At 61.1% G+C, this 26,114-nt stretch carries 25 protein-coding genes; 10 read left to right on the top strand and 15 right to left on the bottom strand.

Translation table 11 applies throughout. From position 1 onward, the window contains the following. Window positions 1-6: 6 nt before the first annotated feature. The 4 genes from HMPREF3169_RS04420 to HMPREF3169_RS04435 all read left to right on the top strand — a co-directional run bounded on the left by HMPREF3169_RS04420 (window position 7) and on the right by HMPREF3169_RS04435 (window position 5,773). Window positions 7-285, top strand: coding sequence for a FitA-like ribbon-helix-helix domain-containing protein (locus HMPREF3169_RS04420; RefSeq protein ID WP_246815593.1), 279 nt, complete (start codon window positions 7-9; stop codon window positions 283-285). Continuing rightward, window positions 282-686: a type II toxin-antitoxin system VapC family toxin gene (locus tag HMPREF3169_RS04425; protein ID WP_070455797.1), complete on the top strand. Its 405-nt coding sequence runs from the start codon at window positions 282-284 to the stop codon at window positions 684-686. The genes HMPREF3169_RS04420 and HMPREF3169_RS04425 overlap by 4 nt, the downstream gene beginning before the upstream one ends. Window positions 687-860: 174 nt before the next feature. Further along, on the top strand, window positions 861-3,716 hold the full coding sequence (gene leuS, locus HMPREF3169_RS04430) for a leucine--tRNA ligase (RefSeq protein WP_070455799.1): 2,856 nt from the start codon (window positions 861-863) through the stop codon (window positions 3,714-3,716). A gap of 242 nt (window positions 3,717-3,958) precedes the next feature. Then, window positions 3,959-5,773, top strand: coding sequence for a DUF2339 domain-containing protein (locus tag HMPREF3169_RS04435; protein WP_070455801.1), 1,815 nt, complete (start codon window positions 3,959-3,961; stop codon window positions 5,771-5,773). On the opposite strand, the gene HMPREF3169_RS04440 is transcribed toward HMPREF3169_RS04435, so the two are convergent. From HMPREF3169_RS04440 to paaZ, 3 genes are all read right to left on the bottom strand, one after another. Beyond that, a complete protein-coding gene (locus HMPREF3169_RS04440; RefSeq protein WP_070455802.1) occupies window positions 5,770-6,375 on the bottom strand; it encodes a hypothetical protein in 606 nt (201 codons plus the stop codon). The genes HMPREF3169_RS04435 and HMPREF3169_RS04440 overlap by 4 nt on opposite strands. 11 nt (window positions 6,376-6,386) lie before the next feature. Continuing rightward, window positions 6,387-8,063, bottom strand: coding sequence for an FAD-binding dehydrogenase (locus HMPREF3169_RS04445; protein WP_070455840.1), 1,677 nt, complete (start codon window positions 8,061-8,063; stop codon window positions 6,387-6,389). 75 nt (window positions 8,064-8,138) lie between these two features. After that, the gene (paaZ, locus tag HMPREF3169_RS04450; RefSeq protein ID WP_070455803.1) at window positions 8,139-10,220 is read right to left on the bottom strand and encodes a phenylacetic acid degradation bifunctional protein PaaZ; all 2,082 of its coding nucleotides are present in this window, start codon (window positions 10,218-10,220) and stop codon (window positions 8,139-8,141) included. 90 nt (window positions 10,221-10,310) lie between these two features. On the opposite strand from paaZ, the gene HMPREF3169_RS04455 reads away from it, so the two are divergent. Both HMPREF3169_RS04455 and HMPREF3169_RS04460 read left to right on the top strand, forming a co-directional pair. After that, window positions 10,311-10,703, top strand: coding sequence for a PaaI family thioesterase (locus HMPREF3169_RS04455; RefSeq protein ID WP_070455804.1), 393 nt, complete (start codon window positions 10,311-10,313; stop codon window positions 10,701-10,703). Between the two features lie 144 nt (window positions 10,704-10,847). Next, on the top strand, window positions 10,848-11,735 hold the full coding sequence (locus tag HMPREF3169_RS04460; protein ID WP_070455805.1) for an endonuclease domain-containing protein: 888 nt from the start codon (window positions 10,848-10,850) through the stop codon (window positions 11,733-11,735). Window positions 11,736-11,808: 73 nt separating this feature from the next. On the opposite strand, the gene HMPREF3169_RS04465 is transcribed toward HMPREF3169_RS04460, so the two are convergent. The 10 genes from HMPREF3169_RS04465 to HMPREF3169_RS04510 all read right to left on the bottom strand — a co-directional run bounded on the left by HMPREF3169_RS04465 (window position 11,809) and on the right by HMPREF3169_RS04510 (window position 19,821). After that, the gene (locus HMPREF3169_RS04465; RefSeq protein ID WP_061925289.1) at window positions 11,809-12,645 is read right to left on the bottom strand and encodes a 3-hydroxyacyl-CoA dehydrogenase family protein; all 837 of its coding nucleotides are present in this window, start codon (window positions 12,643-12,645) and stop codon (window positions 11,809-11,811) included. A 2-nt stretch (window positions 12,646-12,647) separates the two neighbouring features. Further along, on the bottom strand, window positions 12,648-13,412 hold the full coding sequence (locus HMPREF3169_RS04470; protein WP_062042932.1) for an enoyl-CoA hydratase/isomerase family protein: 765 nt from the start codon (window positions 13,410-13,412) through the stop codon (window positions 12,648-12,650). Next, the gene (locus HMPREF3169_RS04475; protein ID WP_070455806.1) at window positions 13,413-14,618 is read right to left on the bottom strand and encodes a thiolase family protein; all 1,206 of its coding nucleotides are present in this window, start codon (window positions 14,616-14,618) and stop codon (window positions 13,413-13,415) included. Continuing rightward, the gene (locus tag HMPREF3169_RS04480) at window positions 14,619-15,395 is read right to left on the bottom strand and encodes an enoyl-CoA hydratase/isomerase family protein (protein ID WP_070455807.1); all 777 of its coding nucleotides are present in this window, start codon (window positions 15,393-15,395) and stop codon (window positions 14,619-14,621) included. Between the two features lie 30 nt (window positions 15,396-15,425). Further along, on the bottom strand, window positions 15,426-16,580 hold the full coding sequence (gene paaE, locus HMPREF3169_RS04485) for a 1,2-phenylacetyl-CoA epoxidase subunit PaaE (RefSeq protein WP_061925276.1): 1,155 nt from the start codon (window positions 16,578-16,580) through the stop codon (window positions 15,426-15,428). Then, complete coding sequence (gene paaD, locus HMPREF3169_RS04490; protein ID WP_062036657.1) at window positions 16,580-17,119, bottom strand: 1,2-phenylacetyl-CoA epoxidase subunit PaaD; 540 nt, start codon at window positions 17,117-17,119, stop codon at window positions 16,580-16,582. Before paaD ends, paaE begins: the two co-directional genes overlap by 1 nt. Window positions 17,120-17,133: 14 nt before the next feature. Further along, window positions 17,134-17,970: a 1,2-phenylacetyl-CoA epoxidase subunit PaaC gene (gene paaC / locus HMPREF3169_RS04495; protein WP_070455808.1), complete on the bottom strand. Its 837-nt coding sequence runs from the start codon at window positions 17,968-17,970 to the stop codon at window positions 17,134-17,136. Beyond that, window positions 17,967-18,254 (bottom strand): 1,2-phenylacetyl-CoA epoxidase subunit PaaB, encoded by a 288-nt coding sequence (gene paaB / locus HMPREF3169_RS04500; protein ID WP_005530876.1) that lies wholly within the window; start codon window positions 18,252-18,254, stop codon window positions 17,967-17,969. The genes paaC and paaB overlap by 4 nt, the downstream gene beginning before the upstream one ends. A 29-nt stretch (window positions 18,255-18,283) precedes the next feature. Beyond that, window positions 18,284-19,252: a 1,2-phenylacetyl-CoA epoxidase subunit PaaA gene (gene paaA, locus HMPREF3169_RS04505; protein ID WP_061925266.1), complete on the bottom strand. Its 969-nt coding sequence runs from the start codon at window positions 19,250-19,252 to the stop codon at window positions 18,284-18,286. A gap of 134 nt (window positions 19,253-19,386) precedes the next feature. Further along, window positions 19,387-19,821, bottom strand: coding sequence for a hotdog fold thioesterase (locus tag HMPREF3169_RS04510; RefSeq protein WP_062036661.1), 435 nt, complete (start codon window positions 19,819-19,821; stop codon window positions 19,387-19,389). Window positions 19,822-19,920: 99 nt separating this feature from the next. Here HMPREF3169_RS04510 and HMPREF3169_RS04515 point away from each other — a divergent pair, with 99 nt between their 5' ends. From HMPREF3169_RS04515 to HMPREF3169_RS04525, 3 genes are all read left to right on the top strand, one after another. Continuing rightward, window positions 19,921-20,529, top strand: a complete 609-nt coding sequence (locus HMPREF3169_RS04515; RefSeq protein WP_070455809.1) for a TetR/AcrR family transcriptional regulator — start codon at window positions 19,921-19,923, stop codon at window positions 20,527-20,529. A gap of 352 nt (window positions 20,530-20,881) precedes the next feature. Beyond that, window positions 20,882-22,147: an AMP-binding protein gene (locus HMPREF3169_RS04520; protein WP_371441002.1), complete on the top strand. Its 1,266-nt coding sequence runs from the start codon at window positions 20,882-20,884 to the stop codon at window positions 22,145-22,147. A 45-nt stretch (window positions 22,148-22,192) separates the two neighbouring features. Further along, window positions 22,193-23,518 (top strand): MFS transporter, encoded by a 1,326-nt coding sequence (locus HMPREF3169_RS04525; protein ID WP_070455810.1) that lies wholly within the window; start codon window positions 22,193-22,195, stop codon window positions 23,516-23,518. Between the two features lie 18 nt (window positions 23,519-23,536). Here HMPREF3169_RS04525 and HMPREF3169_RS04530 read toward each other — a convergent pair whose 3' ends face one another. Then, window positions 23,537-24,409, bottom strand: a complete 873-nt coding sequence (locus HMPREF3169_RS04530; RefSeq protein ID WP_070420194.1) for a hypothetical protein — start codon at window positions 24,407-24,409, stop codon at window positions 23,537-23,539. A 59-nt stretch (window positions 24,410-24,468) separates the two neighbouring features. Next, window positions 24,469-25,437 (bottom strand): acrylyl-CoA reductase family protein, encoded by a 969-nt coding sequence (locus HMPREF3169_RS04535; protein ID WP_070455841.1) that lies wholly within the window; start codon window positions 25,435-25,437, stop codon window positions 24,469-24,471. 87 nt (window positions 25,438-25,524) lie between these two features. Here HMPREF3169_RS04535 and HMPREF3169_RS04540 point away from each other — a divergent pair, with 87 nt between their 5' ends. Further along, complete coding sequence (locus HMPREF3169_RS04540; protein WP_062036668.1) at window positions 25,525-26,112, top strand: VanZ family protein; 588 nt, start codon at window positions 25,525-25,527, stop codon at window positions 26,110-26,112. Window positions 26,113-26,114: the final 2 nt, after the last annotated feature.

Genomic DNA, 26,114 nt, shown 5'->3' on the forward strand with positions numbered 1-26,114 from the left:
AGGGGTTTGCCCGAAAGTGATATCGTTACTGATATCAACGGGAAGGTGGGCAGTGCGATGGCCTCATTGGTAGTAAGAAACCTTGACGACGCGATAAAAGAAGCGCTCGTGGCTCGTGCGCGGGACAATGGCCGCTCAATGGAAGCGGAGGTGCGCGCCATTCTTATTGACGTTGTGCAACCGAAGAACATTGGGATTGCTCTTTATGAAGCAAGCAGAGATGCCGCGGTTGAATTGGAAACTCCACCACGTGATGATGAAGCGCGGGCGGTGCTTTTTAAATGATCGTACTGGACACAAATGTCGTATCTGAGGTGCTTAAACCGCTTCCGGATGACAAAGTGTTGAGTTGGATGAAAAGCATCGAGGCCCGTACATTTGTCACTGCCATGACTGTTTCGGAGCTTTATGCTGGCGTGGCTATCTTGCCAGAGGGAAGGAAGAAGGCCACGTTGCGCACGGTCTTAGATCGTGTCCTCGGTATGTACTCAATCCTTTCCTTTGATTTTCTGGCTGCGCAGGAATACGCCGAAGTAGTTTCCAGACGGAGGCAGTCCGGGCAGCCAATTTCTACTGTCGATGCGCAGATAGCAGCAGTATGCCGAGCCAATAGTGCTGTATGTGCCACCCGTAATGTCAAGGATTTTGAGAATACTGGAGTCCGTCTCATTAACCCATGGGATTAGTCAAAGTGGCGCAGGTTACCGGAATGATTACGGGCAAAGACAGCGCTGCGGACAGCGTCCGACGGCGCGCGGTCGGAGTGGAGGCCGCGCGATACATCGGAGCGGCCGAATAGATTGAAGTTTTATCCGCCCTGACGTGCTCCGGAGCTTGTTAGGGCGCTAGACTGTGGAGCCATGACTAACCCGAGTGATTCCACCGCGCACCGCTACACGCCGGAGCTCGCGGCCCAGATCGAGTCGACCTGGCAGCAGTACTGGAAAGACAATGGCACGTTTAACGCGCCGAACCCCGTCGGCGACCTAGCCACGGAGGGCGAGGGCGCCCTTCCGAAGGAAAAGCTCAACATCCAGGACATGTTCCCGTACCCATCTGGTGCGGGCCTGCACGTGGGCCACCCGCTGGGCTATATCGCTACCGATACCTATGCTCGCTACAACCGCATGCTGGGCAAGAACGTCCTGCATACCCTGGGTTATGACGCCTTCGGCTTGCCGGCCGAGCAGTACGCCATCCAGACGGGTACCCACCCGCGCACCACCACGATGGCCAACATCGAGAACATGCGCCGCCAGCTGGGCCTGCTGGGCCTGGGCCACGATCCGCGCCGCTCGGTCGCTTCCACTGACCCGGAGTTCTACAAGTGGACTCAGTGGATCTTCCTGCAGATTTACAACTCCTGGTTCGACGAGGAGCAGCAGAAGGCGCGCCCAATGTCTGAGCTCGTCAAGGAGCTCGAGGTAGGAAAGCGCAAGACCAAGGATGGCCGTTACTACTCCGATCTGACTGCAGCCGAACAGGCCGCAGCCCTGGACGAGTTCCGCCTGGTTTACCTGTCTAACTCCACCGTCAACTGGTGCCCTGGCCTGGGTACCGTGCTGGCAAACGAGGAGGTCACGGCAGAGGGCAAGTCCGAACGCGGCAACTTCCCGGTCTTCCGCAAGAACCTGTCCCAGTGGATGATGCGCATTACCGCTTACTCCGATCGTCTGCTGGACGATCTGGAGCTTCTGGATTGGCCGGAGAAGGTCAAGTCCATGCAGCGCAATTGGATTGGTCGCTCCCGCGGCGCCGAGGTGGACTTCACCGCTGAAGGCCACAAGATCACCGTCTTCACCACTCGCCCTGACACCCTGTTCGGCGCTGAGTACGTGGTGCTGGCTCCAGAGCACGAGCTTGTCGACGCCCTGCTCTCCCCCGTCCCGTATGACGACGACGTCGACAGCCGCTGGACCTTTGGCCACGATGATCCGAAGGAGGCCGTGGAGGCCTACCGTGAGTCCATCGCCGCAAAGTCTGACCTGGAGCGCCAGGAGAACAAGGAAAAGACCGGCGTCTTCCTGGGCACCTATGCCGTTAACCCGGTCAACGGCAAGCAGGTTCCGATCTTTATTGCTGACTATGTTCTGACCGGCTACGGCACCGGCGCCATCATGGCGGTGCCGGCGCACGATACGCGTGACTACGAGTTCGCCACCGAATTTGGCCTGCCAATTACGGAGGTTGTCTCTGGTGGTGACATCAGTAAGGAAGCGTTTACTGAGTCCGGCAAGGCCGTTAACTCCGCTAACGAATCCATCGACCTGAACGGCAAGTCCAAACAAGAGGCAATTGCGGCCATCATCCCGTGGCTGGAGGAGCAGGGCATCGGCTGCGAAAAGATCCAGTACAAGCTGCGCGACTGGCTGTTTGCACGCCAGCGTTACTGGGGCGAGCCCTTCCCCATCGTCTATGACGCTGAAGGCCAGGCTCACCCGCTGCCAGAGTCCATGCTGCCGGTCGAACTGCCGGAGGTAGAAGACTACAAGCCGGTCTCCTTCGACCCAGACGATTCCGATTCCTCCCCGCAGCCGCCGCTGGCCAAGGCCCGCGAATGGGTTGAGGTAGAACTCGACCTCGGCCAGGGCACCCAGACGTATTATCGCGATACCAACGTCATGCCACAGTGGGCAGGTTCTTCCTGGTACCAGCTGCGCTACATTGACCCGCAGAATTCGGAAGAATTCTGCAGCTTGGAGAACGAGCGTTACTGGACCGGCCCTCGTCCTGAGGAGCACGGCGCTGGCGATCCAGGCGGCGTGGACCTCTACGTCGGCGGCGTCGAGCACGCGGTGTTGCACCTGCTCTACGCCCGTTTCTGGCACAAGGTCCTCTTCGACCTCGGCCACGTTTCCTCCAAGGAGCCGTACCGCCGCCTGTTCAACCAGGGCTACATCCAGGCCTATGCCTACACCGATTCCCGTGGCGTTTACGTCCCGGCTGCCGAGGTGGAGGAAAAGGACGGCAAGTTCTACTACAACGGTGAAGAGGTCAACCAGGAGTACGGCAAGATGGGCAAGTCCCTGAAGAATGCCGTGGCTCCGGATGACATCTGCCGCGACTACGGCGCCGATACCCTGCGCGTTTATGAGATGTCCATGGGTCCGCTGGATACCTCCCGCCCGTGGGCAACCAAGGACGTCGTCGGTTCTCAGCGCTTCCTGCAGCGTCTGTGGCGTCTGGCTGTAGACGAGACGACAGGAGAGCTTGCTACTAGCGACGCCGAGCTCACCGAGGATGATCTCAAGGCCCTGCACCGCGCCATCGCCGGTGTGCGTGATGATTATGAGAACCTGCGTCTGAACACCGTGGTGGCTAAGCTCATCGAGTACGTCAACTACCTGACGCGCACCTACGGCAACTCCGCCGAAGGCGCTCCGCGTGCTGCGGTTGAGCCGATTGCGCAGTTGGTCTCCCCGATTGCTCCGCACATCGCGGAGGAGCTATGGAAGCGCTTCGGCCACACCGAGACCATCACCTACTCCTCCTTCCCCACCTTCGAGGAGAAGTACCTGGTAGATGACGAGATTGAGATTCCAGTCCAGATCAACGGCAAGGTCAAGGCGCGCGTCAACGTGCCTGCCGACGCCGACGAGGACACCGTGGTTTCCGCCGCGCTTGCCGACGCCCGCATCGTCGAGCTGACCGAGGGCAAGAACGTAGTCAAGAAGATCTACGTCCCTGGCCGCATGGTCAACCTGGTGGTTAAGTAAGCGCTAAATCATCACAAACAGAGGGCCTGCGCCACATCAAGGGGCAGGCCCTCTCCCCTATTTGTGCTGCTTGTCGAGGCCACGAGCTGCACGCTCACAGGTGGTCCTTTCCAGTTTCGGGGCCATGCCGCAGGGCATGTTCGCGCCATTGGGTGATATCCCAGCCGATGAAAGGTTTCAAAGGCATAACGAAATACTACGTGCGCTAGTAGACACGGGGGTTTCGCGGTAAATCATAAAGCATGAATCCAAACCAAGAGCTGCTCAGGGACGCTTTGCGCCGGCTCGACATTGCCGAGCAAGCACTTAGCGACGCCCGCGCCAGCCTCCGCGATTTCGAACGTCAGACGGCCGGCGTGCCCGAGGTGCAGCCAATTTCCACCCCACCCCAGCAGGCCCCTGCGCCACCTCCAGTGCAGCAGCAAGCGCAACCGGCGGCGCAGCCCCAGCCGCACGCGGCACCGCCTCCCTACCCGCGGCAGGCCCCGCGGCCGCGTACCCCGCGGGACCGCGAGAAGACGCTCATCAGTGCGGTTGCTATTGGTGGCACCGTCATCACCCTGGCGGGCGTGGCCTTCCTTGTGGGACTTGCCATTCAGGCGGGCCTGCTGGGGCCAGTGGGCCGCGTCGTTCTGGCCTATATCGTTGCTGCTGCGCTGCTCGGCGCGGGCTGGTGGTTCCGTGACAAGGCAGCACCGGCCGGTGCGACCGCCTTGGTGGCCACTTCCCTATTTGCGGCGCTGGCCACGACGTTCCTGGTGGTCACGTGGCTCGGGTGGTGGCCGGTGTGGCTGGGCGCGGTGCTCATGGCGCTCATTTACGGCGGATTCGTGGGTTATGCCCACCGTTTCCGTCAGGGCTCATTCACACAAGAGTGGATGGCCGCAGGCGCAGGCATCGCCGCACTCTCCTACCCCAGCGCAGTGGCACCCGCGCACGTCGGCGGTGCCATGCTCGTTGTCGTGATCCCGTTGGTTACCGCCACCTACAGCGTCTTGTGCCGCAGTGAGCGCATGGCCGAGGTGCTGCGCGCTATCGCTGGCATCGGGCTTGCCGTGGTCATGACGGAAGTCGCCGCCCGCAGCACCCTCTTCAGTCTGCCCTCGTTGTGGATCGCCATCGTGTGCAGCCTGCTCGCCATCGCGGCTGTGGCCATAGTGGTCTACTTCCCCACCGCCAAGGCGGAATTTGGCTTTGCGTTCTTGGGGCTGCTCGCCCCGGGCTTCCTGCTGGTCACTGCCCTCATTCGCGCGGACACCATCCTCGCCGAGTGGATGGCCGTTGCTGCCCTGGCTGTCATCGTGGGGATCGCCTGGCTTGGCAACTCCGTCATCAAAGATTGCGCACTTGGTGCTATCCCTGTGGTCTATGCCCTGGTCATGCTGGACACCATGGCGGGCTGGACCGGCACAGCCCCCACAGGGACCATGGCTGTAGTCCTGACGTTTGTCCTAAGCGGGCTCTTCTTCGCAGCATTCGTGCTGCTCTTCCAAGCGATGCGCAATGCTTTCGTCCTGGCCGCTTGGTTCCTGGGTTCGCTCATAGTGCTCTCCCCGCTCCTCGGCGGTGTGCTCTTTGATCCGCCTGCCCTCGCTGGCATGGAGCCACTTGCTGAGGGCATCGTCCTCACCGTGGCTCTCATCGCGGGCTACCTGTTGCGCCAGCGTATTCCCCACTACGAGCGCCGCGAAGTCGCAGCCGCACTGCTACTTTTTGTACTCCTGCTCAGTCTTCTTGCCGCGGTAGGCACAATCGCCTCGGCAGCCGCCATCGTGGCGGGAGCCGCGGGCCTCAAGACTGCCTACCTGGCTTCGCACGCTTTGGTTTCTGTGGCGTGGATGGTCCTTGCTGCCCGCCTGCTTCTTGCCGCGGACCAGCGCTTTACCGCCATCGGCGTGCTGCTTGCCATTGTGGCGGTGGCCAAGCTGACCTTCTTCGATCTCGCGGCCACAAGCGGTATCTTCCGCGCGCTCGCATTCCTGCTCAGCGGCATTATCTTGCTGACCATCGCGGTGCGTCGGCGCGGCGTCGACAAGCCGCGCCGCGAACAGGTCTAGGCCTCGTCCCAGAAAGGAGTAGCGCAGACCGCCACGGCGTCGATTGCCGCGTGTGCGGGCGGTTCCTCCTCGAAGACCACCGCAAACCCGGCCACTTGGCCCACCCAGAATTCATTTTCGGTGAGCTCATGCACGTGCTTCGCGACGTCCTTTACCTCACCCGTCACCCGCACCCGCGGGGTCAGCATGCTGGGCTTGTAATTGCTGTAGAAGCGTTCCGTGTCGGGGGCCTCGAAGTCCTCGATAGCGTGGTGACCTGTGGATTCCACGTGCGTGGCCAAGAGTGCGGGGTACAGCGTGTCCTGCAAAGCCTCGCCACCGGCAGGGTTGCCGGCGGGGAGGGAAAAGGGGGCGTCGACAAGCGCTGCGAAGCGCTTACCTGCAGTTTCTACCACCCCGATGAAAGGCGTGGCCCTGTAGATGGTGCCCTGCTGGGCCGGGCCGCGGTAGGTGACCACGGCGGTCTGCTCATCTTCGTAGGTCATCGCAGTGATGCAGATGCCTGAAGGATCGCGGTGATAGAGGACCTCGTCAAACGCGGGGTCCTCATGGGAGCGCGCGACCTCGTGGAGCTCGTCGACGGTTTCCAAAAAGATGTCCATGATGGGCCATCTTAGCTGCGCGCGAGAGCCTCGCCTACGCGCTTGCCAGAATGGATACAGCCGCCCAAGAACGTGCCCTCGAGCGCGTTCTTGCCATGCATGCCCCCGCCGCCGAAGCCGGACGCCTCGCCGCAGGCATACAGGCCGGTCAGGACGGTTCCGTCGGTATTGAGGCAGGCGCCATCGAGGTTGGTTTCGATGCCGCCCAGCGTTTTGCGGGTGAGCACCTTGAGGCGCACCGCGATGAGTGGGCCCTTGTCGAGCAAGCGATGCGGGGCTGCGCAGCGAATCAACTTGTCGCCCAAGAAACCGCGAGCGATGCGAATGTAGTTGACCTGAGCGTCCTTGGAGAACGGGTTGTCGAGCTGCGCGTCGCGATCCTCAATGATCTTGCGCAGTTGGTCCACATCAATCTTGGGTGAACCCTCTGGACTGATGAAATTCATGCCTTTGACCAGGTCTTCTAGGTTATCTTCGACAACCCAGTCGATGCCGTTGTCCATGAAAGCCTTGATGGCCACATGGGTGCCTGGGCCGAGCTTGCCGGCCAGCTTTTTGAACTCCTTGTCTGTGAGATCGGGGTTCTGCTCGGAGCCGGAGAAGATGAACTCTTTGTCCGCAATCTCCTGGTTGAGCACGAACCAGGAGTAGCCATGTCCGGTGTTGGTGATGTGCGACAGTGCGGCGAGGTTATCCGAACCAGGGAAGAGGTTGGTGGGCAGGCGATTGCCTTCCGCGTCGAGCCACAGGCTGGATGGGCCTGGGATGATGCGGATGCCGTGCTCTGGCCAGATGGAATCCCAGTTGCTCATGCCCTCGGGGTAGGCCCACATGCGGTCCTGGTTGACGAGGTTGGCGCCGGCCTTGCTGGCGATGTCGATTCCGCGGCCGTCGACATGCGCGGGAACACCTCTGACCAGCTCCTCTGGGCATTTACCCCAGCGCTCAGTGGGCCACATGGTGCGCACTTTCTCAAGGCTTCCGCCGATGCCGCCGGTGGCAATCACCACGGCCTGGCCACGGAGCTCAAATTGCTTGACGACGTCCCTTCCGCTCGCCTCGCCACGCACCTGGTCGGTGGGCGCCAGGACCGAGCCCTTCACGCCGACGACGCGCCGTGCGCTCCCGTGCCCCTCGGTGATGAGCTCGTCCACGCGGTGGCGGAAGTGGAATTCCGCCTTGCCTTCCTTCTCGGCCTTCTCAAGAGGTTCGCGGAATACACGGACTACCTCAGGGCCGGTGCCCCAGGTGAGATGGAAGCGGGGGACTGAATTGCCGTGCCCGGAGGCGTCGCCCGAGCCGCGCTCTGCCCAGCCAATGGTGGGCAGCACGTTAAGTCCTAGCTTCTTGAGGTAAGAGCGCTTTTCATTTGCGGCGAAGCGAACGTACTCGCGGCCCCACTTACGTGGCCAGTAGTCGTGGGAGTCTTCGGTGGTGACTTCGTCGTAGTCGGCGGAGTTGGCCCAGTCGCGCCAGGCCAGCTCCTCGGAGTCTTTCACGCGCATGAGCTTTTGCTCAGGGGAGCCGACGTAAAACAGGCCGCCAAGCGACCAAAAGGCCTGTCCGCCCAGGTTATTGCGGTTTTCCTGCTCGAGGAAGATGACGTGCTTGCCGCCTTTGATGGCCTCGTAACCTGCGACCATTCCTGCCAGCCCAGCGCCGACGATAATGACTGAGTTCTCTTTCATACACAAAAGCATACGGCAGGAATGTGACCTGTGACGCAGTCTCCTTAATCGTGGCGGCAATGACGCCTATTCGTATTACTGCTGCGCGTAGATGGTGTCGACCTTCTCCACCAGGGTCAGGACATCGTAGGACGCAACCAGCTCGTCGTGCTGGTTGTAGAGGGCAGCATCCCAGCAGACCTCGCCATAGTCGTCGGTCACGCGCGGGGTGATGCGCTTGGCGGTGAGCTCGATGCGGATGGAATCGTCGTAGGTGACAGGGTTGATAAAACGCAGGTTCTCTAGCCCGTAGTTTGCCAGAACGGGACCCGGCGCCGGCTCCACGAAAAGGCCTGCGGCCCAGGAGACCAGGAGGTAGCCGTGTGCGACGCGGCGTGGGAAGAAGGGGTTCGCGGTGGCGGCCTCTTCGTCGGTGTGGGCGTAAAAAGTATCGCCGGTTTCGTTGGCGAAGGCCGTGATGTCTTCCAAGGTGACCTTGCGCAGATCGGAAGCGAATTGGTCGCCGACCTTGAGCGTTGCCAGATCCTTGCGGAAAGGATGTGTGCCGGTGCCTGCCTCCACATCGGCGCGGGTCACGCGGTTAACGGCCGCGCCACGGTGCCACTGGCCGGTAATTGCCGTGAGGTGGTCTGGGGTGCCCTGGATGGCGGTGCGCTGCATGAAGTGCTTGATGCCGCGCACGCCGCCGAGCTCCTCGCCGCCGCCGGCGCGGCCCGGGCCGCCGTGGACTAGGTGCGGCAGGGGAGAGCCGTGGCCGGTTGAGGTCTTGGCGTCGTCGCGGTCGAGGAAATGCAGGCGGCCGTGGTGAGCGGCGATACCGCGTCCGAGCTGGGCAGTTAGCTCTGGGTCGTGGGTTACGACGGATGCGACCAGTGAGCCTGCACCCAGGGCCGCCAATTCGATGGCCTCCTCAGGGGTCTCGTAGCCGATGAAGGAGACCACCGGGCCGAAGGCCTCGGTGTTATGCACGGCTGGGGTGCGAGAATCTGCAAAGCGCAGAATCGTCGGTGCGAAGAATGCGCCCTCGAGCTCGTCGGGGCCGCCGCAGATGAGCTCGCCGCCGGCGTCGACAAGCGTGCGCACTGCAGTGGCGACGTCCTCGCGCTGCTCAACGGAGACCAGCGGACCCATGGTGGCGTTAGTGTCGCGCGGATCGCCTGGTACGACCTTCGCCTCGAGGCGTGCCTTCAGCGCTGCGATGACGGGATCGACGAGGTGCTGCGGCACGATAGCGCGGCGGATGGCGGTACATTTCTGCCCAGCCTTGGCGGTCATCTCGCCGAAGACGGCCTTGACGTAGGCTTCGAACTCGGGGGAGTTCTCGGTGACGTCGGTGCCTAGGATGGCCGCGTTCAGGGAATCGGCCTCGGCGCTGAACTGGATGCCGCCCTCCACGACATTGCGGTGGCTGCGCAGGGTGTGTGCGGTGGCTGCGGAACCGGTGAAGGCCACGTGATCGCGGTAATCGAGGTGATCCAGCAAATCGCGCGCGGAACCGGAGATGAGCTGCAGGGATCCCTCGGGGAGGATGCCGGAATCCAGCATGAGGCGTACGCAGGCCTCGGTGACGTAACCGGTAGGGGTGGCTGGCTTCACGATGGAGGGTACGCCCGCGATGAAAGCCGGCGCGAACTTCTCGAGCATGCCCCAGACCGGGAAGTTGAAGGCGTTAATTTGCACGGCCACGCCCGGAATCGAGGTGTAGATGTGCTGGCCAATGAACGATCCGTCCTTGGAGAAGACCTCAGCCTCGCCGTCGGGGATGACGGTGGAGTTAGGCAGCTCGCGACGTCCCTTCGAAGAGAAGGTGAACATGGTGGAGATGCCGCCGTCGACGTCGACGAAGTTATCGCGCTTGTTGGCGCCGGTTTTGTGCGCGAGCTCGTTGAGCTCATCACGGTGCTCCTGCAGGTAAAGAGCCAGTTCCTTGAGCTTGATGGCGCGCTCGTGGAAGGTAAGCGCCTGCAGGCCTATACGGCCGGTGGTGCGGGCATAATCGACGGCCGCAGCAATATTGAGGCCCTCTGCGCTCACGCGAGCGACCAGCTCGCCGGTGGACGCATCGTGCACATCGGTGATCTTGCTGGGGTTGTCAGGCGTGACCCACTGCCCGGCGAGGAAGCTGGGGACAAGCTGCGCGGTGTTCTCGTTTGTCATTGCGGGAATCGTTCCTTTCGCGAGTAACTGATCGTTCGGTCAGTAATTTAAGTTAGTATAATCCACATCACATCGCGAGGAGGGAGAACCATGCAGCAATGGCAAATTGTGCTTGGTGAGCTAGACAAGAAAATGGGCGTTGAGGTGCTCGAACAGTCGCCGGAGAGAGTTGTGGCCACCATGCCGGTGGAGGGGAATACGCAGTCCTTCGGCATCTTGCACGGCGGTGCGATGGTGTGCCTAGCCGAGGCCGTGGGCAGCTGGGCGGCCGTCATCCATGCTTCGACGCAGGGCAAGGTAGCTGTGGGCGTGGACATCAACGCCACGCATCACTCTTCCGGGCGCGCCGGGTTGGTTACCGCTACTGCGACGGCCATCAAGTTGGGGCGCACGCTGTGTAGCCACGAGGTCGTGATTACCGACGAAGCCGGCAAGCGCCTGTGCACCGCGCGAATCACGAACGCATTGGTGGAAAGAAGCTAGGTTAGCCGCCCTAGATGCCAAATCGACGCATGTTGGCTGCCTGAATGGGCCACGATTTGGCATCTAGGCAGGCGTGAGCGCCTCCACCGCTTCAAGCTGCACACCCCGCCCGCCGGTGCTAGCTTCCAATTGGGGGAGATAATCATGCACAAGGGCTTAGTGTCGGGGCTGACGAAGAGCCAACTGGCCACGCACATCAAACACGGGCGCGTCACCAAGATTGCGCGGGGGCTCAACGTCTGGGGCAGGCCCACGCCGCTGGAAGTGCTCTGGGCGGTCCAACAGCGATACCCGCAGGCCGTCGCCACTGGGCAGACAGCCGCGCAGTTGTATCTGAAGCGCGAGGTGACACTGCCATTAGAACTCGCCGCACCGAAGCGTCTGCCAGCATCTACGTACTATTCCGCGCGGCGAAGCGTGCGGGAGCAGACGCGCGAAGTACTGGGCTGCTCCGTGCAGAATCCGCTGTTGGCCCTCGAACAGATTGACTGGGGCTGCGGCATCGAGCTCTGCGAGGCGCTTTATTCCGGACATCGCGGGCGCGAGAAGCTTGAGGCAGACCGGGCTGAAATATCCAGCCTGCCCGCCCGAGCACAGGAGCTATTGAGGTCCGCAGTATTGTTCACCGACTCCAGCGCGGAGATTGCGGTTGCACGGGCACTCCAGCAGGCAGGGTTGAAAATTGAATGCAACGTATTCATCGGCGTGCATCGCTGGGACATCGTGATTCCCTCACGCAAGATAGCCATCGAGATTAACGGGCTGCAGTTCCATTCCGAGTTGGGCGTGTGGATTCGCGATCACTGGAAGAACAACGAAGCCGTATTAAGAGGTTGGCGGACTTTGCGCTACACCGGTCATTGCGTGGCGCATCACCTAGATTACATCGTGGAGCAGGTAGCGCAGCCGCCCAATTGGTCGCGGCGTTTCTATTCCTTTGTTCACCTCTGGCACAAGGCGCTGCTTCCTAAACCATGGGAGGAATACGCGCTGCCGCCAGAGCCGGAGTGGGTGCACGAAACATCGCCCTAAATGCCAAATCTGCGCTTTACGACGTCGCGATTTCGCTCCGATTTGGCATCTAGGGCGGCGGAACTTAAAGGCGCTAGCTGTAGTCGTAAAACCCCTTACCCGTTTTCCGCCCCAACTCCCCGCGAGCAACCATGTCGCGCATCAGCTGCGGAGGCGCAAAGCGCTCGCCAAGCTGGGACTCCAAGTACTCGGCGATGCCGAGACGCACGTCGAGGCCCACGATGTCGGTGAGCTCGAGCGGGCCGATGGGGAACTTGTAGCCCAGCACCATCGCGTTGTCGATATCGCGCGGGGAGGCCACGCCTTCTTCCACCATGCGGATGGCCTCCAGCGCAATGGCCACGCCCAAGCGGGAGGACGCGAAGCCGGGGGCATCCTTGACTACAACGGCCGTCTTGCCCAAAGCCTCAACCCAGCCCTTGGCGTCCTCGACGAGCTGCTCAGGCGTGGAATCGGCAATAACGACCTCCACCAGCTTGGATGCCGGAACCGGGTTGAAAAAGTGTAGGCCGATCACGTCGTTGTTTACGCTTCCTGCCAGCTCGGATACGGACAGGGAAGAGGTATTGGTGGCAATGACTGCCTCCGGAGCTGCCGCCGAAACGTTGGCGAATGCCTGCGTCTTGAGCTCCATGGACTCCGGGACTGCCTCGACTACCAGCGGGAATCCCGCGAAGTCGGCAGCCTCGGTGGACAGCGTCAGGCGCTGAGCCCACGATTCGAAGGTGCCGGAAGCGCCGCGATCCAGGGAACCCTGAATGGCCTTCTCCACGCGCTGGCGAGCGGCTGCGACGGCATCGTCGTTGATATCGACGACGTGGACCTGCGCACCCGCTGCCAGGAAGGCATGCGCGATGCCGGCACCCATGCGGCCGCCGCCTAGTACTCCAACTTTATTCGGGGTTTTCATCTTTATTTTTCCTTCTTGCGGTCGAGGAATGCTTGCATGCGGTCGAACTTGGCCTGAGACTCGAAGAGCACGGCCTGAGCGATGTTGTCTACTGAGGGGTGCGCGGAATCCGGCATGTCCATTAGCTGTTTAGTAATGCGCACGGCCAGCGGGTCGAGCGCGGCGATGCGCTCGGCTAGGGCCTTTGCGCCGTCGAGGAGCTCAGCGGGGGAGTGAACCTCGTTAATAAGGTGTGCCTCCAGCGCCTCTTCGCCGCTTAAGATGCGTCCTGCCAGCAGAATCTCCTTGGCGAGCGGCACACCGACCGTGTTCTTGAGCCGCCACAGCGCCCCGGCCGCGGCGATGATTCCCAGGTTGGCCTCCGGCTGGCCGAACTTGGCAAACGGGGTGGCTACCCGGAAATCCGCAGCGAGCGCCAGTTCCAGGCCGCCGCCTAGGGCATAGCCGTCGACGGCAGCGATGACGGGCATCGGCAGCTGGGCGATGCGGTGAAAAATGCCGGAGTTGATGCCGCGCAGGGCGTCGTCGCGGCGGCGCTCCCGCAGCTGGGCGATGTCCGCGCCCGAGGCGAAGATGCCGCGCGGGCCCTTGGAGGTTTCCACGGTGCAGCCGGTGATGATGAGAATCTGCGGTTCTTGTTCCAACTGCGCACAGAGTTCGTGCAGCTCAGCCACCATCTGCTCGTCGATGGCATTGCGCACTGTTGGGCGGTTCAGGCGGGCTAGAACAAAGCCTTCTTCTTGGGTTACTTCGATAGCGGTACTCATTTAGACCCTCTCGATCGCGATAGCGGTGCCCTGGCCCACGCCGACGCACATGGTGGCGACGCCGCGCTGCAAGCCTTCGGTCTCCAAGCGGTTGAGCAGGGTCAGCGTGATGCGCGAACCCGAGGAACCCAGTGGGTGGCCCAGAGCGATGGCGCCGCCCCACGCATTGACTTTGTCCTCGTCGAGCCCGAGCTCGCGGATGCATGCGAGGGACTGGGAGGCGAAGGCCTCGTTGAGCTCAACCGCGTCGAGGCCCTCAATGCTCCAGCCAGCGCGTTCAAGCACCTGGCGGGTAGCGGGCACAGGGCCGGTTCCCATGATCTCGGGCTTGACGCCGCGGGCGGAGTTCGCGACCACGCGGGCGCGAGCCTTAAGGCCGTACTTTTCAATCGCCGCAGAGGAGGCGACGATGACGCAGGAAGCGCCGTCGTTAAGCGAAGATGCGTTGCCGGCGGTGGTGACATCGCCGAGGCTGGTTACCGGGCGTAGCTTGGCGAGCTTTTCCAGGGAGGTCTCGGGGCGCGGCCCCTCGTCGGTATCGACGACGGTGACGTTGCCCTTGCGGTCGGTGACCTCGATGGCGACGATCTCGGAGGCGAACTTGCCGTCGGCGATAGCCTGAAGTGCGCGCTGGTGGGAGCGCAGGGCGAATGCGTCCGCGTCCTCGCGGGTGATGCCGTAGACGTTAGCTACCTCTTCGGCGGTCTCCGGCATGGAGTAGGTCATCTTTTCCTGCGCCAGGAACTTGGAGTTGGGGAAGCGCCAGCCGATGGAGGTGTCATAGACCTCGCCCGGTTTGGCAAAGGCCTTGGTGGGCTTTTCCATAACCCACGGCGCGCGCGACATGGACTCCACGCCACCTGCGACGATGATGTCGGCCTGGCCGGATTCCACGAGGGCGGTAGCCAGCGCAATCGAGGACATGCCCGAAGCACACAGGCGGTTGACGGTGATGCCCGGAACGGTGTCGGGGAAGCCAGCGAGCAGCCACGCCATGCGTGCTACGTTGCGGTTTTCCTCGCCGGCGCCGTTGGCGTTACCGATGATGACTTCATCCACCAAGGAGGGATCGATGCCCGCCTCATCCACAGTCTTCTTGATGGCGGTGGCGATGAGATCGTCGGGGCGCACGGAAGAAAGCGCGCCGCCGTAGCGGCCCACCGGCGCGCGGAAACCGGAGACGAGGTATGCGTTAGAGGTAGTCATTTATGCTCCTTTGAACTGCGGCTTGCGCTTTTCGTTGAAGGCATCAAAACCTTCGTAATAGTCTTCGGTCTCGCACAGCTTTCCTTGTGCGATGTTTTCTTGCTCCACGGAGTCCCACAATCCGGTGCCGTTGTCGCGGATGTCTTGGACGAGCTTGCGGCTGGCCATGAATGCCAAGGTGGCCCCTTGAGCCGCGCGCTTGGCGACGCCCCGGGTAAAGTCCAGCAGCTCCTCTGCCGGGAGTGCGCGGGAGAACAGGCCCGCGCGTACAGCCTCGGCGCCGCTGATGAGCTCACCGGTGATGATGAGGTCCATCGCGCGGTGCGGTCCGAGGCGCTCGACGAAGAGGTGGTGGCCCCCGGAGTCAAGGGTGGCGCCGAGGTTGGCAAAAGGAGAACCGAATTTGGCGTCTTCGGCGACATAGACAACGTCGCAGGCCAGCGCGATGCCTAGGCCTACGCCGAGGCAGGGGCCGTGGACTGCGGCAAAGGTTGGGGCGGGGAACTCGTCGAGCTGGCGCAGGACTGGGGTGACCTTGTTGGCTAGGAAGTCGGTTGCGTCATCTTCGCGCGGGTTTAGCCCCTTGATGTTGCGGCCGGCGCTAAAGCTCTTGCCCTCGCCGCGGACGATGAGTGCTTTGGGCTGCGCCTTGGCTGCGGCATCGAGGGCATCGGAAAGCTCTGCCAAATCCGCAATGCCTAGAGAATTCATGGCCTTAGGCTTGTTGAAGATGAGTTCTGCGACGCCGCTTTCAGCGTCCACCTGTAGTTCAATCATGCTGTGCCTTTATAAAGTAAGTAGTGGGTTTTAAGCGTCGAAGTTGAGGGAGACGTTTGGCGTGGTGGCGTGGGATTGGCAGGTCAGCACATAGCCGGCTGCCACTTCGTCGGCCTCGAGGGCGTAGTTTTCATCCATCTCCACTTCGCCTTCTGTGACCTTGGCGCGGCAGGTGCCGCACACGCCGCCGGCGCAGGCGAATGGGACATCGGAGCGCACGCGCAGAGCGGCGTTCAGGAGTGATTCGTGGGCGGAAACCGGGGAGGTAACCGAGCCGGAGAGGCCATCGAGCTGGAAGGTGATTTCGACGTTGTTGCCTTCTGGATCGGCTTCTACCCGGCGGCCAGACTGGTTCTGATTGCCCGTGGGCTTGCCGGTGGTAAAGAGCTCGTAGCGCACGTTCTTCTCGTCGACAGCGCGGCCGGAGAGCTCGTCGCGGACCAGCTGGACCAGTTCGAAGGGGCCGCACAGGAACCACTCGTCCACGTTCTCGGTGCGCACCACGTTATCGAGCAACGTCTGCAGCTTCTCGGCGTCGATGCGGCCGGAAAACAGCGGGTTGACGCGCTGCTCGCGGGAAAGCACGTGATGGACGGCGAAGCGGTTCGGGTACTTATCCTTCAAGTCACCGATCTCCTCGGCAAACATGACATCTCCGCCGCCCTTGTTGGCGAAGATGAGCTCGAAGGTGGTTTCCGGGGACTCCGCCAGCACGGTCTGAGCAATCGCCATGATTGGGGTGATGCCCGAACCCGCGGCAACGGCGACGAGGTGCGGATGGTCAAGCTTTTCCAGCTCCTCGCGCACGGCCTCTGGGTTATTAAGGCCGGTCAGGTGGGTCTTTGAGGTAAACGCGCCCTGCGGGTTCATCACGTCCATCTGGGTACCGGGCTCTAGCTCCTCGTTGGCCCAGGTAGAAAAGATGCCGCCGCGGTCGCGCTTGATGGCCACGCGGATGACGCCGTCGCGCGGCACATCGCAGATGGAATAGGAGCGACGCACTTCCTGGCCGTTGATCTCGGCACGCAGTGCCACGTACTGGCCGGGGATGTAGTTGTAGTCTTCCTGGAGTTCGGCGGGGACTGCGAAGGAAACCTCGACGGAGTCTTCGGTGAGCTTACGTACACCGGTCACGGTCAGGGTGTTGAACGTAGCCTTCTTCTTAGCGGGGATTGTGGTGGTCATTAGTGCACCTTGAAGTAGTCGAAAGGCTCTAGGCAGTCCAGGCAGTTATACAGTGCCTTGCAGGAAGTAGAGCCAAATTGGGCGAGCTTGCGGGTGCGGCGGGAGCCGCAGTGTGGGCATTCGATGGCAGGTGGGGGACCAAGGGTCAGCGGGATGGGTCCAGAGTTTGCCGCGCGGGACTTGCCGGTTGGCGGCGCGATGCCATAATCCTTGAGGTTCTTGCGGCCCAACTCGGTGATCCAGTCGGTGGTCCACGCCGGCTGCAGCACTAGGTCCACGCGGGCAGCGCTGTAGCCTGCCTGCCCCAGCGCTGCGGTGATATCCGCGGTGATGTGCTCCATGGCGGGGCAGCCCGAGTAGGTCGGAGTAATGGTTACCACTGCGACGTCGTCTTCTAGCTTCGCTGCGCGCAGAATCCCCAGGTCCGCAATCGAGATGACGGGAATCTCGGGGTCGGGGACTTGCGCGGCGACGTCCCATACCTGGGCGTCGGCAGGCGCTGCCGGGCGCAGGGGATGAGAGGTATCAGTGATGGTCACAGTGGTCAAACTCCTTACCAGGTAGCGCCCGGATGCTGGCGGGCGAGCGATTGCATCTCGGCGAGGATGTAGCCGCGGTACTCGGAAAAACCGCCGCCGCGCTGGCCGGAACGAGCCTGCTTTACCTGCGGGATATCCAGTTCGGCCTTGCCAAGGACGTGCGCGATGCGCTCGTCGAACTCAGCGCGCAGGGAGGAAGGCAGAACGGCAATCTCTTCGGCGGCGAGTTTCTCGTGCACCGGCAGATCCTCGAAGAGTTCGTCGAGGTAAGGCCACATGTAATTCAGGCCTGCCTGCACGCGGCGCTTGGATTCCTCGGTGCCCAGGCCAAGGCGGAGGATCCACTGATTGGCGTGGTCGACGTGGTACTCGACTTCCTTGATGGCTTTTGCCGCGATGGCCGCTAGCGTCTCATCCTTGGATGCCAGCAGGGCGGTGTAGAGACCGTACTGGTAGTAGGAAAAGAGCAGCTGGCGTGCGATGGTCTGGCCAAAGTCGCCGTTTTCCTGCTCCACGAGGCGGCAGGAACGGAATTGTTCTTCGTTGCGGAAGTAGGCGAGATCGTCCTCAGTTTTGTCATAAGCAGTACCCGCGTAGGTCAGAAGGAAGCGGGCATGGCCGATGAGGTCGAGTGCGATATTTCCGAGTGCGATGTCCTCTTCCATCTCTGGGGCGCGGGAGATCCACCAGCCCAGGCGCTGGGCGAGGATAAGGGCGTCGTCGCCAAGCGTTAGTGCGTAAGCAGCAACGTCTTCCGAGGCCACGGCGCCGGAAGCGGCGATGTCTTCTGCGGTAATGCCGTTACCCTGCGACTGCTTGGTCGCAGAATCGGCGCTAGCGAATCCACTCACAGGTGCGGCACCCCCTCGGACTTGTCGTAGTAGGTGGCGTGGCGGTAGCTCTTGCCCTGCGGGGACTCGAAGAAGCCGCCCTTGGAGTCAGGATCGGAAGAAGAAATTGCTTCGGTGGGAACTACCCACACGGAGGTGCCTTCGTTGCGGCGGGTGTATAGATCGCGCGCGTTACGCAGCGCCATGGTTGCGTCGGGCGCGTGCAAAGAACCAGCGTGGACGTGGGACAAGCCGCGGGAAGAGCGGACGAAGACTTCCCACATTGGCCATTGATTTTCAGACATGGGGTTTCCTTTGGTTGATGTGGAGCGGATTAGGCCGACAGGGCGGAGTCGACGTTGTGGTATTTCTCGGCATAAGCAGCTGCTGCCTCGCGGACCCAGGCGCCGTCGTCATGCGCTTGGCGACGTCGCTGCATACGCTGCACGTTGCACGGACCCTCGCCCTTGATGACGGACTTGAATTCGGCCCAGTCCAGCTCGCCGAAGTCGTAGTGGCCACGCTCCTCGTTCCACTTAAGGTCCGGGTCTTCGAAGTGGAGGCCTAGGGCCTCAGCCTGCGGGACGATCATGTCGACGAAGCGCTGGCGCAGTTCATCGTTGGAGAAACGCTTGATCTTCCACTCCATGGACTGCTTGGAGTTCGGGGAATCATCATCTGGTGGGCCGAACATTTGCAGGGCTGGGCCGTAGAAGCGGTTGATGGCCTCTTGCGCCATCTGCTTTTGCTCCTCGGTGCCGTGGGAGAGTTCGTAGAGGATCTCCCAGCCTTGGCGCTGGTGGAAGGATTCTTCCTTGCAGATGCGCACCATGGCGCGGCCGTATGGGGCATAGGAAGCGCGGCACAGTGGGACCTGGTTGCAGATTGCCGCACCGTCGACCAGCCAGCCGATTGCTCCGATGTCTGCCCAGGTGCGCGCCGGGTAGTTGAAGATGGAGGAGTACTTCGCCGTGCCATCAAGAAGCTGTTGTACCAGCTCATCGCGGGAGGTGCCGAGGGTCTCGGCGGCGGAGTAGAGGTAAAGGCCGTGGCCTGCCTCGTCCTGCACCTTGGCCATGAGGATTGCCTTGCGCTTAAGTGATGGTGCGCGGGTGATCCAGTTGGCTTCTGGCTGCATGCCGATGATCTCGGAGTGCGCGTGCTGGGAGATCTGGCGGGTCAGCGTCTTGCGATAGGCGGCCGGCATCCAGTCGGTGGGCTCAATGCGGGAATCTTCCGCAATGAGCTCGTCGAAGCGTGCTTCTGCCTCTGCGCTGGCGAGTGCGGAGTCAGTGGTAGTCATGGAGGAAATCCTTCTATCCGGATGGAGGAGTAAGCGGGGTATTACTTACTGAATGGTTGGTCAGTATATGGGAGATCTGTGACCTACGTCAACACATTTTGTGATGTGTCTCTAGTTTCTTGGGGGAGACTTCGTTACTTCTTGGCTGGCAGGACGCGGAAGGTTCCGCGGAACTCCGCGATGGGTTTGCCGTGGATGTTCAGCGAAACGTCGACGATTCCGTTGCGTCCCCAAGTCTCGCGCGTGATGGCTACGCCACTGACGACGTCGCCCTCGAAAGCGGGGGCGATGTAGTGAATGGAGTTGTGGGCAGCGACGGCGACTTCGCCGGGGGAGTTGCACGCGCCGGCAAAAAGTGAATCGGCAAAGGTGTAGAGAAAACCGCCCTGTGCTGTGCCGTGGCCGTTGCACATCTCTGGGCGGATGGTGAATTGGCCTTCGCAGTGTCCAAGTTCGAGCTTGGTAATCTCCGCGCCGATGTGCGCGGTGGCTTTATCGCTTTCAAACATGGCGCGGACGTGGGCGAATTCTTCAGATTCGGCCACGCCGGGGCGCAGGATCTGGCTCATGGATGCTCCTAGTTAGCTGGAGATCTAGAGCAAGCACTCGATGAGAAATGGGGGTGTGGTGATTGGAGAGTCTAACCATTTTTTGGCCGTTCTGCTTGAATGGGGACCGTGGTTGAAGTAAATGTTGGTGCCGGGCGGGGTCGCCCGGGCTATTCCCGTGATGATGTAATTAGCGCGGCTGTGCGCGCTTTTAATGCCCGTGGATATGACGCGACATCGATGGGGCATGTTGCGCACGAGCTGGGAATTACAAAGTCGGCGCTTTATCACCACATCTCTTCAAAAGAGGAGATTTTGGAGCTGACGGTTGCCCGCGCGCTCAGCGAGCTTGAGGCCGTGGTTGCCGAGGTTAAAGATTCGGACTTGGCTTCCGGGGAGCGTGTGCGCTGCCTGGTGGAGGGGTCCATTCATGTGCTGTGTGTAGACCCGCAGTCGGTGTCTTTGCTGCTGCGGCTGCGTGGCAACTCGGAGGTTGAGTCCCGCGCTTTGGAGCGACGTCGTAAGCTAACCCGCTCAGTTATCCCGCTCGTGCGCGATGCTCAGGAGGATGGCGCAATCAGGTCTGACCTGGACGCTGCGATCTTGACTCGCATGGTCTTTGGCATGGTCAACTCAGTGGCGGAGTGGTACAACCCGGGCGGCAAGCTGGAGGCGGAGGAAGTCGCCGATGCTGTGGTGGGCTTGTTGTTTGGTGGCCTGAGGGGCTAGAAGTTTTGGGGTGCTGCGGGGGTAGCTCGACTGGGGAGAATCTGTGAGAGAAAAATTCTAGGCCTTAGCTGCGTTTTCCCAACGGGAAATGTGCCCTGGGTCATGAAACTTTTTTAATTGTGTTGTAACTCACGTACAGGCCTTGTATTGTACCTCACATGATTTACCTGAACGAACGGTAGGTCATGAATTCGCCGAGGTTAATATTCCTCGGCTTAACCCAAGCAAGACAGTTAAATATCTCGAGCAGCGCTTTCGAGGGAATGCGGGTGTGGACCTCAATTCTCCCGAGTCGAAAGGCAACAACGTGACCGCAACGTTTGACATCTTTTCCGATCACCACGGCCCGCAGATGGGCATTGAGTATGCTTCCCGCGACGAAATCATCGCGTTACAGACGCAGCGCGCAAAGAACGAGCTGCGCCACGCGTACTACAACGTCCCTCATTACCGCCGTGCGTTTGATGAATTGGGCGTCCACCCCGATGACTTCAAGGAGCTGGCAGACTTTGCCAAGTTCCCGTTCACTGATAAAGAGACGCTGCGCTCCGAGTATCCGTTCGGAATGTTTGCTGTAAACCAGAGCCAGATCTCCCGTATCCACGCGTCCTCCGGCACTACCGGCCGCCCAACCGTGGTGGGGTATACCCAAAATGACGTGAGGATCTGGGCTGAACTCGTGGCTCGTTCCCTGCGTGCCGGTGGCCTGCGCCCAAGCGATAAGGTGCAGATCACCTTCGGCTACGGCCTATTCACCGGTGGTCTTGGCGCTCACTACGGCGTCGAGGAGCTGGGCGCGACCGCAATCCCAACCTCTGGTGGTCAAACCGAGCGCCAGATTCAGATCATGCAGGACTTCCAGCCGGATGCCATCCTTGGCACCCCGTCCTACATGCTTAACCTTTTGGATCGTATGCGTAAAGACGGCATCGACCCGCGTGAAACCTCGCTTCGAGCTGGCGTCTTCGGCGCCGAGCCGTGGACTGAGGGCATGCGTCGCGAGCTCGAAGAAGGCTTTGGCATCACGGCCACCGATATTTATGGCCTCTCTGAGGTCATGGGTCCTGGTGTTGCGCAAGAATGCGTGGAAACCAAGGACGGTCTGACCGTCTGGGAGGATCACTTCTACCCAGAGATCATTGACCCAGAAACCCTGCAGCCGGTGCCTGATGGAGAATACGGCGAGCTCGTGATTTCTTCCTTGACCAAGGAAGCATTCCCGATCATCCGTTACCGTACGCACGACATCACTCGCCTGCTGCCGGGAACAGCGCGTTCCATGCGCCGCATCGACCGAATTTCGGCTCGAAACGACGACATGATCATTCTGCGCGGCGTGAACTGTTTCCCATCCCAGTTTGAGGAAATCATCACTGAGGATTCCAACCTGCGCCCGCGCTACCAATGCATCCTGTCGAAGAAGGGGCGCATGGATCACCTGACGCTGGTTGTTGAACATGCAACAGACGTTGCCCAGTCTGATATCGAAGCATCGGGTGATTGGCTCAAGAAGCAGATCAAGAACCGCATCGGTATCTCCGTCGGCGTCGATGTGGTTGACCACGTTGACTGCGGTGAGGGCAAGGCAAAGCGCATCGTCGATAACCGCGATAAGTAATCGCCCTTATCCATCTGCTTTTGCACCCATAGAGAGAGTCACCCTATGTCTGCACCTGTAATTGAACGTAGCCAACCGGCAACTGGAATCACTCGCGAGCACAAGCGCGTGCTCGCCGGCTCCATGGTCGGAACCACCATCGAATGGTTCGACTTCTTTATCTACGCCCAAGCTGCGGGTCTTATTTTCGCCACGCAGTACTTTGACCCAGTCTCGAATGAAAACGCCTCGCTCGCGCAGATCATTTCCTGGGCTTCATTGGGTATCTCATTCCTGTTCCGCCCGCTGGGTGCTATCATCGCAGGTCACTTGGGTGACCGGCTGGGCCGCAAGCCAGTTCTTGTCATCACTCTGATTGGCATGGGGCTAGCCACCATGCTCATGGGTGTCTTGCCCAACTATTCTGCAATCGGCATGGCCGCCCCAATCCTGTTGGTGGCGCTGCGCGTGCTGCAGGGGCTTTCTGCTGGCGGCGAGTGGGGCGGTGCGGCAATGCTCGCCGTGGAACACGCGCCACGCGGCCACCGCGGCCTCTTCGGCGCCTTCCCGCAGGTGGGAGTTCCGCTCGGAATGTTCCTGGCCACCATCTTCATGCTTTTGCTTTCCGCGGTCTTGACGCAGGAGCAGTTCCTGGCATGGGGCTGGCGTATCCCCTTCCTGTCCTCCGTTGTCCTGATTCTTCTGGGCTACTTCATCCGCCGCGCGGTGGAAGAGTCTCCAGCATTCGCTGAGCTGCAGGATCTTCAGAAGAAGGAATCTGCCCCCTTGGCGGTCCTGTTCAAGAGCCACACCGGTACCGTCATTAAGTGCGCGCTCATCTTCGCAGCTAACAACGCTGTGGGCTACTTTGTCATCGCCTACTTCACCTCTTATGGCACCAAGGTAGTGGGCTACGAGCGCACCGACGCCCTGCTAGTCGCGCTCATTGCATCCATCGGTTGGTTCGCAGGCACCCTCTACTTCGGCCACCTGTCGGACAAGGTGGGCCGCAAGCGCACCTTTATCGTGGGCTACATTGCGTTGGCTGCGTGGTCCATTCCGTCCTGGATGGCTGTTGACTCCGGCAATCTTGCCTTCTTCGGTGGTGCGGTTCTCATCCTGGCGACCATGCTGGGTGCCACCTATGGTCCCCAGTCCGCGCTCTACGCGGAGATGTTCCCAGTGAAGGTGCGCCTCTCGGGTGTTTCAATCGGCTACGCGTTTGGCTCCATCATCGGTGGTGCTTTCGCCCCGATGATCGCGGAGATGCTCTTCACTGAGTTCAAGACCTCCATGGCTATCGCTACCTACGCGATTGTCATCTCCGCCATCTCTCTCATCGGCGTTCTCATGGTGCCAAAGGGCATTCAGGACCGCGACCTGCACGTTTAGAAGTATCTGACTTCTAAACTAGGCGCATAAGTGCGAAGAGCCTGCCTGGGCGGCCAAGGCGCAGAACTGTAGCTGGGCGTTGGCCACTGAATCTTCGGCTCCGCGGATTGCCTGGCGGGCTGGGTCGTGGAACTGCACCGGCACGAAGTTGAGGATTTGCTGCTCCAGCGGGGAAGGCTGGCGGCCCGAATTGCGGATGCCGTCAGCGGTGATGCGAACGGCACCCAAGATGTCGCCGGTGAGCTGGGAGGCCGCGCCATAAGTATTCGCGGCGATGGTAAAACCATTGCCAAAGGAGGCGGTGGCATGGACGTTGCGGTTATCGTCCCAGCCGAACTTCGTGCCCACAACACCCGGCACGCGTGAGGTGCCAAAGTCTTGCTTATAGCCGTCAGCGGCAACGGGGGAAGCGGTGCGCATGCCATTGATAATTGGCGTGGCTAGTGGGTCGCCCACAATCGCGGAGGTAAAGCGCGCAAGGTCCTCAGTAGAGGTAGTGGTGTTGCCCCAGAATCCAGGGTAGTGGGTCTCATGCAGGCCAAACTGGCCGATGACCTCAGGGATTGCCTGCGGGTAGCGGCGGTCCAAGTCTGTGGCCGTGCCGTCCTCGCTCAAACGAATCATGTTCTCCACGCGGGCTTTGTCCGCCGGAGCACCGTGCTGCAGCACCCAATAGGCCAAGTAGAGCTTGACCAAGGAAAGCGCCGGGCGAGATTCGTGGGAATTAGCAGTAGAGACTACTGCGCCATTGCTGTAGCGCAGCGTGACCTGAGTACGCCCGGGCACAGCGTTAGGGTCGATGGTGATGCCAGCCTGGGCAACGGGCGTGACGAGGCCGGCGGCGAGGGTGCCAACCAGCGCGGCAGCAGAGATAGAGAGACGGGAACGCATAGGAAAATAGTAACAGCGCTGGGAAAACTAATCGTCCCCAGCGCTGCTAAATAGTTTGTCTAGATTTCTACGATCGTGCGGCCATGGTGGGTGCCGGCGAGCAGCTCCTTGGCGGCGTCTGCGACATCGTCGAGCGCAACGGTGCTGGAAATAGAATGCAGCATCTCAAGATCAAGGTGTTCGTCCAGCAGCTTCCAGGCGTCCTCGCGGACCTTGAGCGGTGCGTCAACGGAGTTGCCGCCTGCCAGGACGATGCCGCGCAGGATGAATGGCAGTACCGAAGCCGGGAGGTCAGGACCAGCGGCCATGCCGGTTGCTGCTACGACGCCGCCCCACTTGATCTGCGCCAAGACGTTGGCCAGGACGGTGGAGCCAGCGGTGTCTACCGCGCCGTCGTAAAGCGCCTTCTGCAGCGGACGGCCGGTCTCCGAGAGTGCGGAACGATCAATGATGTGGTCTGCGCCCAGGGCCTGCAAGTACTCGCTTTCGCTATCAACGCGGCCGGTAACGGCGGTGACCTCGAAGCCCAGGGACTTGAGCAATTGGACGGCGATGGAGCCCACGCCGCCCGTGGCGCCAGTGACCAGCACATGGCCCTCGCGCGTGCCGTGGGTGAGCAGCTGGTTGACGCAGATGGCGGCGGTGTAGCCCGCGGTGCCGATTGCGGCGGCGTCGGCAGCAGTGAAGCGCTCCGGAACCACGAGGGTGGCATTGGCATTCGCACGCTGCTTAGTGGTGTAGCCGCCGTGGCGGAATTCTCCCAGGCCGTCGCCGAAAGCGGCCACCAGGGCGCCCTCAGGTAGACGTTCATCGTTTGACTCCGCAACGGTGCCCACGACGTCGATGCCCGGCACCAGCGGGTTGATGCGCATGACGCCCTTGTTACCGTCGAGTGCCATTGCATCCTTGTAGTTCAACGAAGAATGGGAAACGTTAACCAGTACGTCGCCCTCGGCCAGAATCGGCTCATCCTCGAAAGCGTGAGAGATGGAACCGTCTTCGTTTCGCGTGACTTTGAGTGTGCTCATGCCCACGATGGTACGCCCATTATGAATCAGTGTTTTGCCAGCGAAGTACACGGCAAAAGTACAGCTTTTGTTGTTAGATTCTCGGACATGCTCGTTACCGAACAAACCACTCATTCGCGCAGCCGTATTCCGGCGGCCCCGCGCCGCCACCAAACGCTGCGCCGTGACTCACTTCTAGTCACGGCGCTCGTGCTGCTCGTTGTTGGTGTGGCGACGTTGGGTAAATCCTTCATTGAGATCCCCGGCGTGGTCAATGCCTCCGCGCATGCGGTGCGAAGCTTAGATCTGCAAATGTTCAACGGTTTTGATCATCCGACCATCTGGTACGGGCCTTGGACCAACACCATCGGCAATTTCTTGTTGTTTATGCCACTCGGCGCAAGCCTTATCGTGATGGGCCAGAATCTGCGCCGCGTGCGCTTTGGCCTCGGCGGAACCATCCTGGCCGGCTTGGCGCTGAGCTTGAGCATCGAAACCCTCCAGTACCTCTTCGCCCTCGGCTTCAGCGACGTTGATGACCTTGTGTTCAACACTTTGGGCACCGCCGTGGCGGCCTTCTTCATGTCACGCGTCAGCAAGGAAAAACAGTCCAAGGTGTTGCACCGGATTGGGTTTATGGCTGCCACCGCGCTGACCGTTTTGGGCTGTGCGATTGCCACGGGGATCATCGCTTAAGC

Source organism: Corynebacterium sp. HMSC08C04 (assembly GCF_001807495.1).
Taxonomy (GTDB): Bacteria; Actinomycetota; Actinomycetes; order Mycobacteriales; family Mycobacteriaceae; genus Corynebacterium; species Corynebacterium simulans.

What these genes read in the sequence shown, in the direction of transcription:
- HMPREF3169_RS04525 (WP_070455810.1), top strand. Translation starts at nt 22,193, where the DNA reads ATGTCTGCACCTGTAATTGAACGTAGCCAACCGGCAACTGGAATCACT.
- paaE (WP_061925276.1), bottom strand. Translation starts at nt 16,580, where the DNA reads ATGACCACCACAATCCCCGCTAAGAAGAAGGCTACGTTCAACACCCTG.
- HMPREF3169_RS04520 (WP_371441002.1), top strand. Translation starts at nt 20,882, where the DNA reads ATGGGCATTGAGTATGCTTCCCGCGACGAAATCATCGCGTTACAGACG.
- HMPREF3169_RS04460 (WP_070455805.1), top strand. Translation starts at nt 10,848, where the DNA reads ATGCACAAGGGCTTAGTGTCGGGGCTGACGAAGAGCCAACTGGCCACG.
- HMPREF3169_RS04455 (WP_070455804.1), top strand. Translation starts at nt 10,311, where the DNA reads ATGCAGCAATGGCAAATTGTGCTTGGTGAGCTAGACAAGAAAATGGGC.
- HMPREF3169_RS04540 (WP_062036668.1), top strand. Translation starts at nt 25,525, where the DNA reads ATGCTCGTTACCGAACAAACCACTCATTCGCGCAGCCGTATTCCGGCG.
- leuS (WP_070455799.1), top strand. Translation starts at nt 861, where the DNA reads ATGACTAACCCGAGTGATTCCACCGCGCACCGCTACACGCCGGAGCTC.
- HMPREF3169_RS04425 (WP_070455797.1), top strand. Translation starts at nt 282, where the DNA reads ATGATCGTACTGGACACAAATGTCGTATCTGAGGTGCTTAAACCGCTT.
- paaA (WP_061925266.1), bottom strand. Translation starts at nt 19,252, where the DNA reads ATGACTACCACTGACTCCGCACTCGCCAGCGCAGAGGCAGAAGCACGC.
- paaB (WP_005530876.1), bottom strand. Translation starts at nt 18,254, where the DNA reads ATGTCTGAAAATCAATGGCCAATGTGGGAAGTCTTCGTCCGCTCTTCC.
- HMPREF3169_RS04470 (WP_062042932.1), bottom strand. Translation starts at nt 13,412, where the DNA reads ATGAGTACCGCTATCGAAGTAACCCAAGAAGAAGGCTTTGTTCTAGCC.
- HMPREF3169_RS04475 (WP_070455806.1), bottom strand. Translation starts at nt 14,618, where the DNA reads ATGACTACCTCTAACGCATACCTCGTCTCCGGTTTCCGCGCGCCGGTG.
- paaZ (WP_070455803.1), bottom strand. Translation starts at nt 10,220, where the DNA reads ATGACAAACGAGAACACCGCGCAGCTTGTCCCCAGCTTCCTCGCCGGG.
- HMPREF3169_RS04480 (WP_070455807.1), bottom strand. Translation starts at nt 15,395, where the DNA reads ATGATTGAACTACAGGTGGACGCTGAAAGCGGCGTCGCAGAACTCATC.
- HMPREF3169_RS04515 (WP_070455809.1), top strand. Translation starts at nt 19,921, where the DNA reads ATGGGGACCGTGGTTGAAGTAAATGTTGGTGCCGGGCGGGGTCGCCCG.
- HMPREF3169_RS04465 (WP_061925289.1), bottom strand. Translation starts at nt 12,645, where the DNA reads ATGAAAACCCCGAATAAAGTTGGAGTACTAGGCGGCGGCCGCATGGGT.
- HMPREF3169_RS04445 (WP_070455840.1), bottom strand. Translation starts at nt 8,063, where the DNA reads ATGAAAGAGAACTCAGTCATTATCGTCGGCGCTGGGCTGGCAGGAATG.
- HMPREF3169_RS04535 (WP_070455841.1), bottom strand. Translation starts at nt 25,437, where the DNA reads ATGAGCACACTCAAAGTCACGCGAAACGAAGACGGTTCCATCTCTCAC.
- HMPREF3169_RS04530 (WP_070420194.1), bottom strand. Translation starts at nt 24,409, where the DNA reads ATGCGTTCCCGTCTCTCTATCTCTGCTGCCGCGCTGGTTGGCACCCTC.
- HMPREF3169_RS04440 (WP_070455802.1), bottom strand. Translation starts at nt 6,375, where the DNA reads ATGGACATCTTTTTGGAAACCGTCGACGAGCTCCACGAGGTCGCGCGC.
- HMPREF3169_RS04435 (WP_070455801.1), top strand. Translation starts at nt 3,959, where the DNA reads ATGAATCCAAACCAAGAGCTGCTCAGGGACGCTTTGCGCCGGCTCGAC.
- HMPREF3169_RS04510 (WP_062036661.1), bottom strand. Translation starts at nt 19,821, where the DNA reads ATGAGCCAGATCCTGCGCCCCGGCGTGGCCGAATCTGAAGAATTCGCC.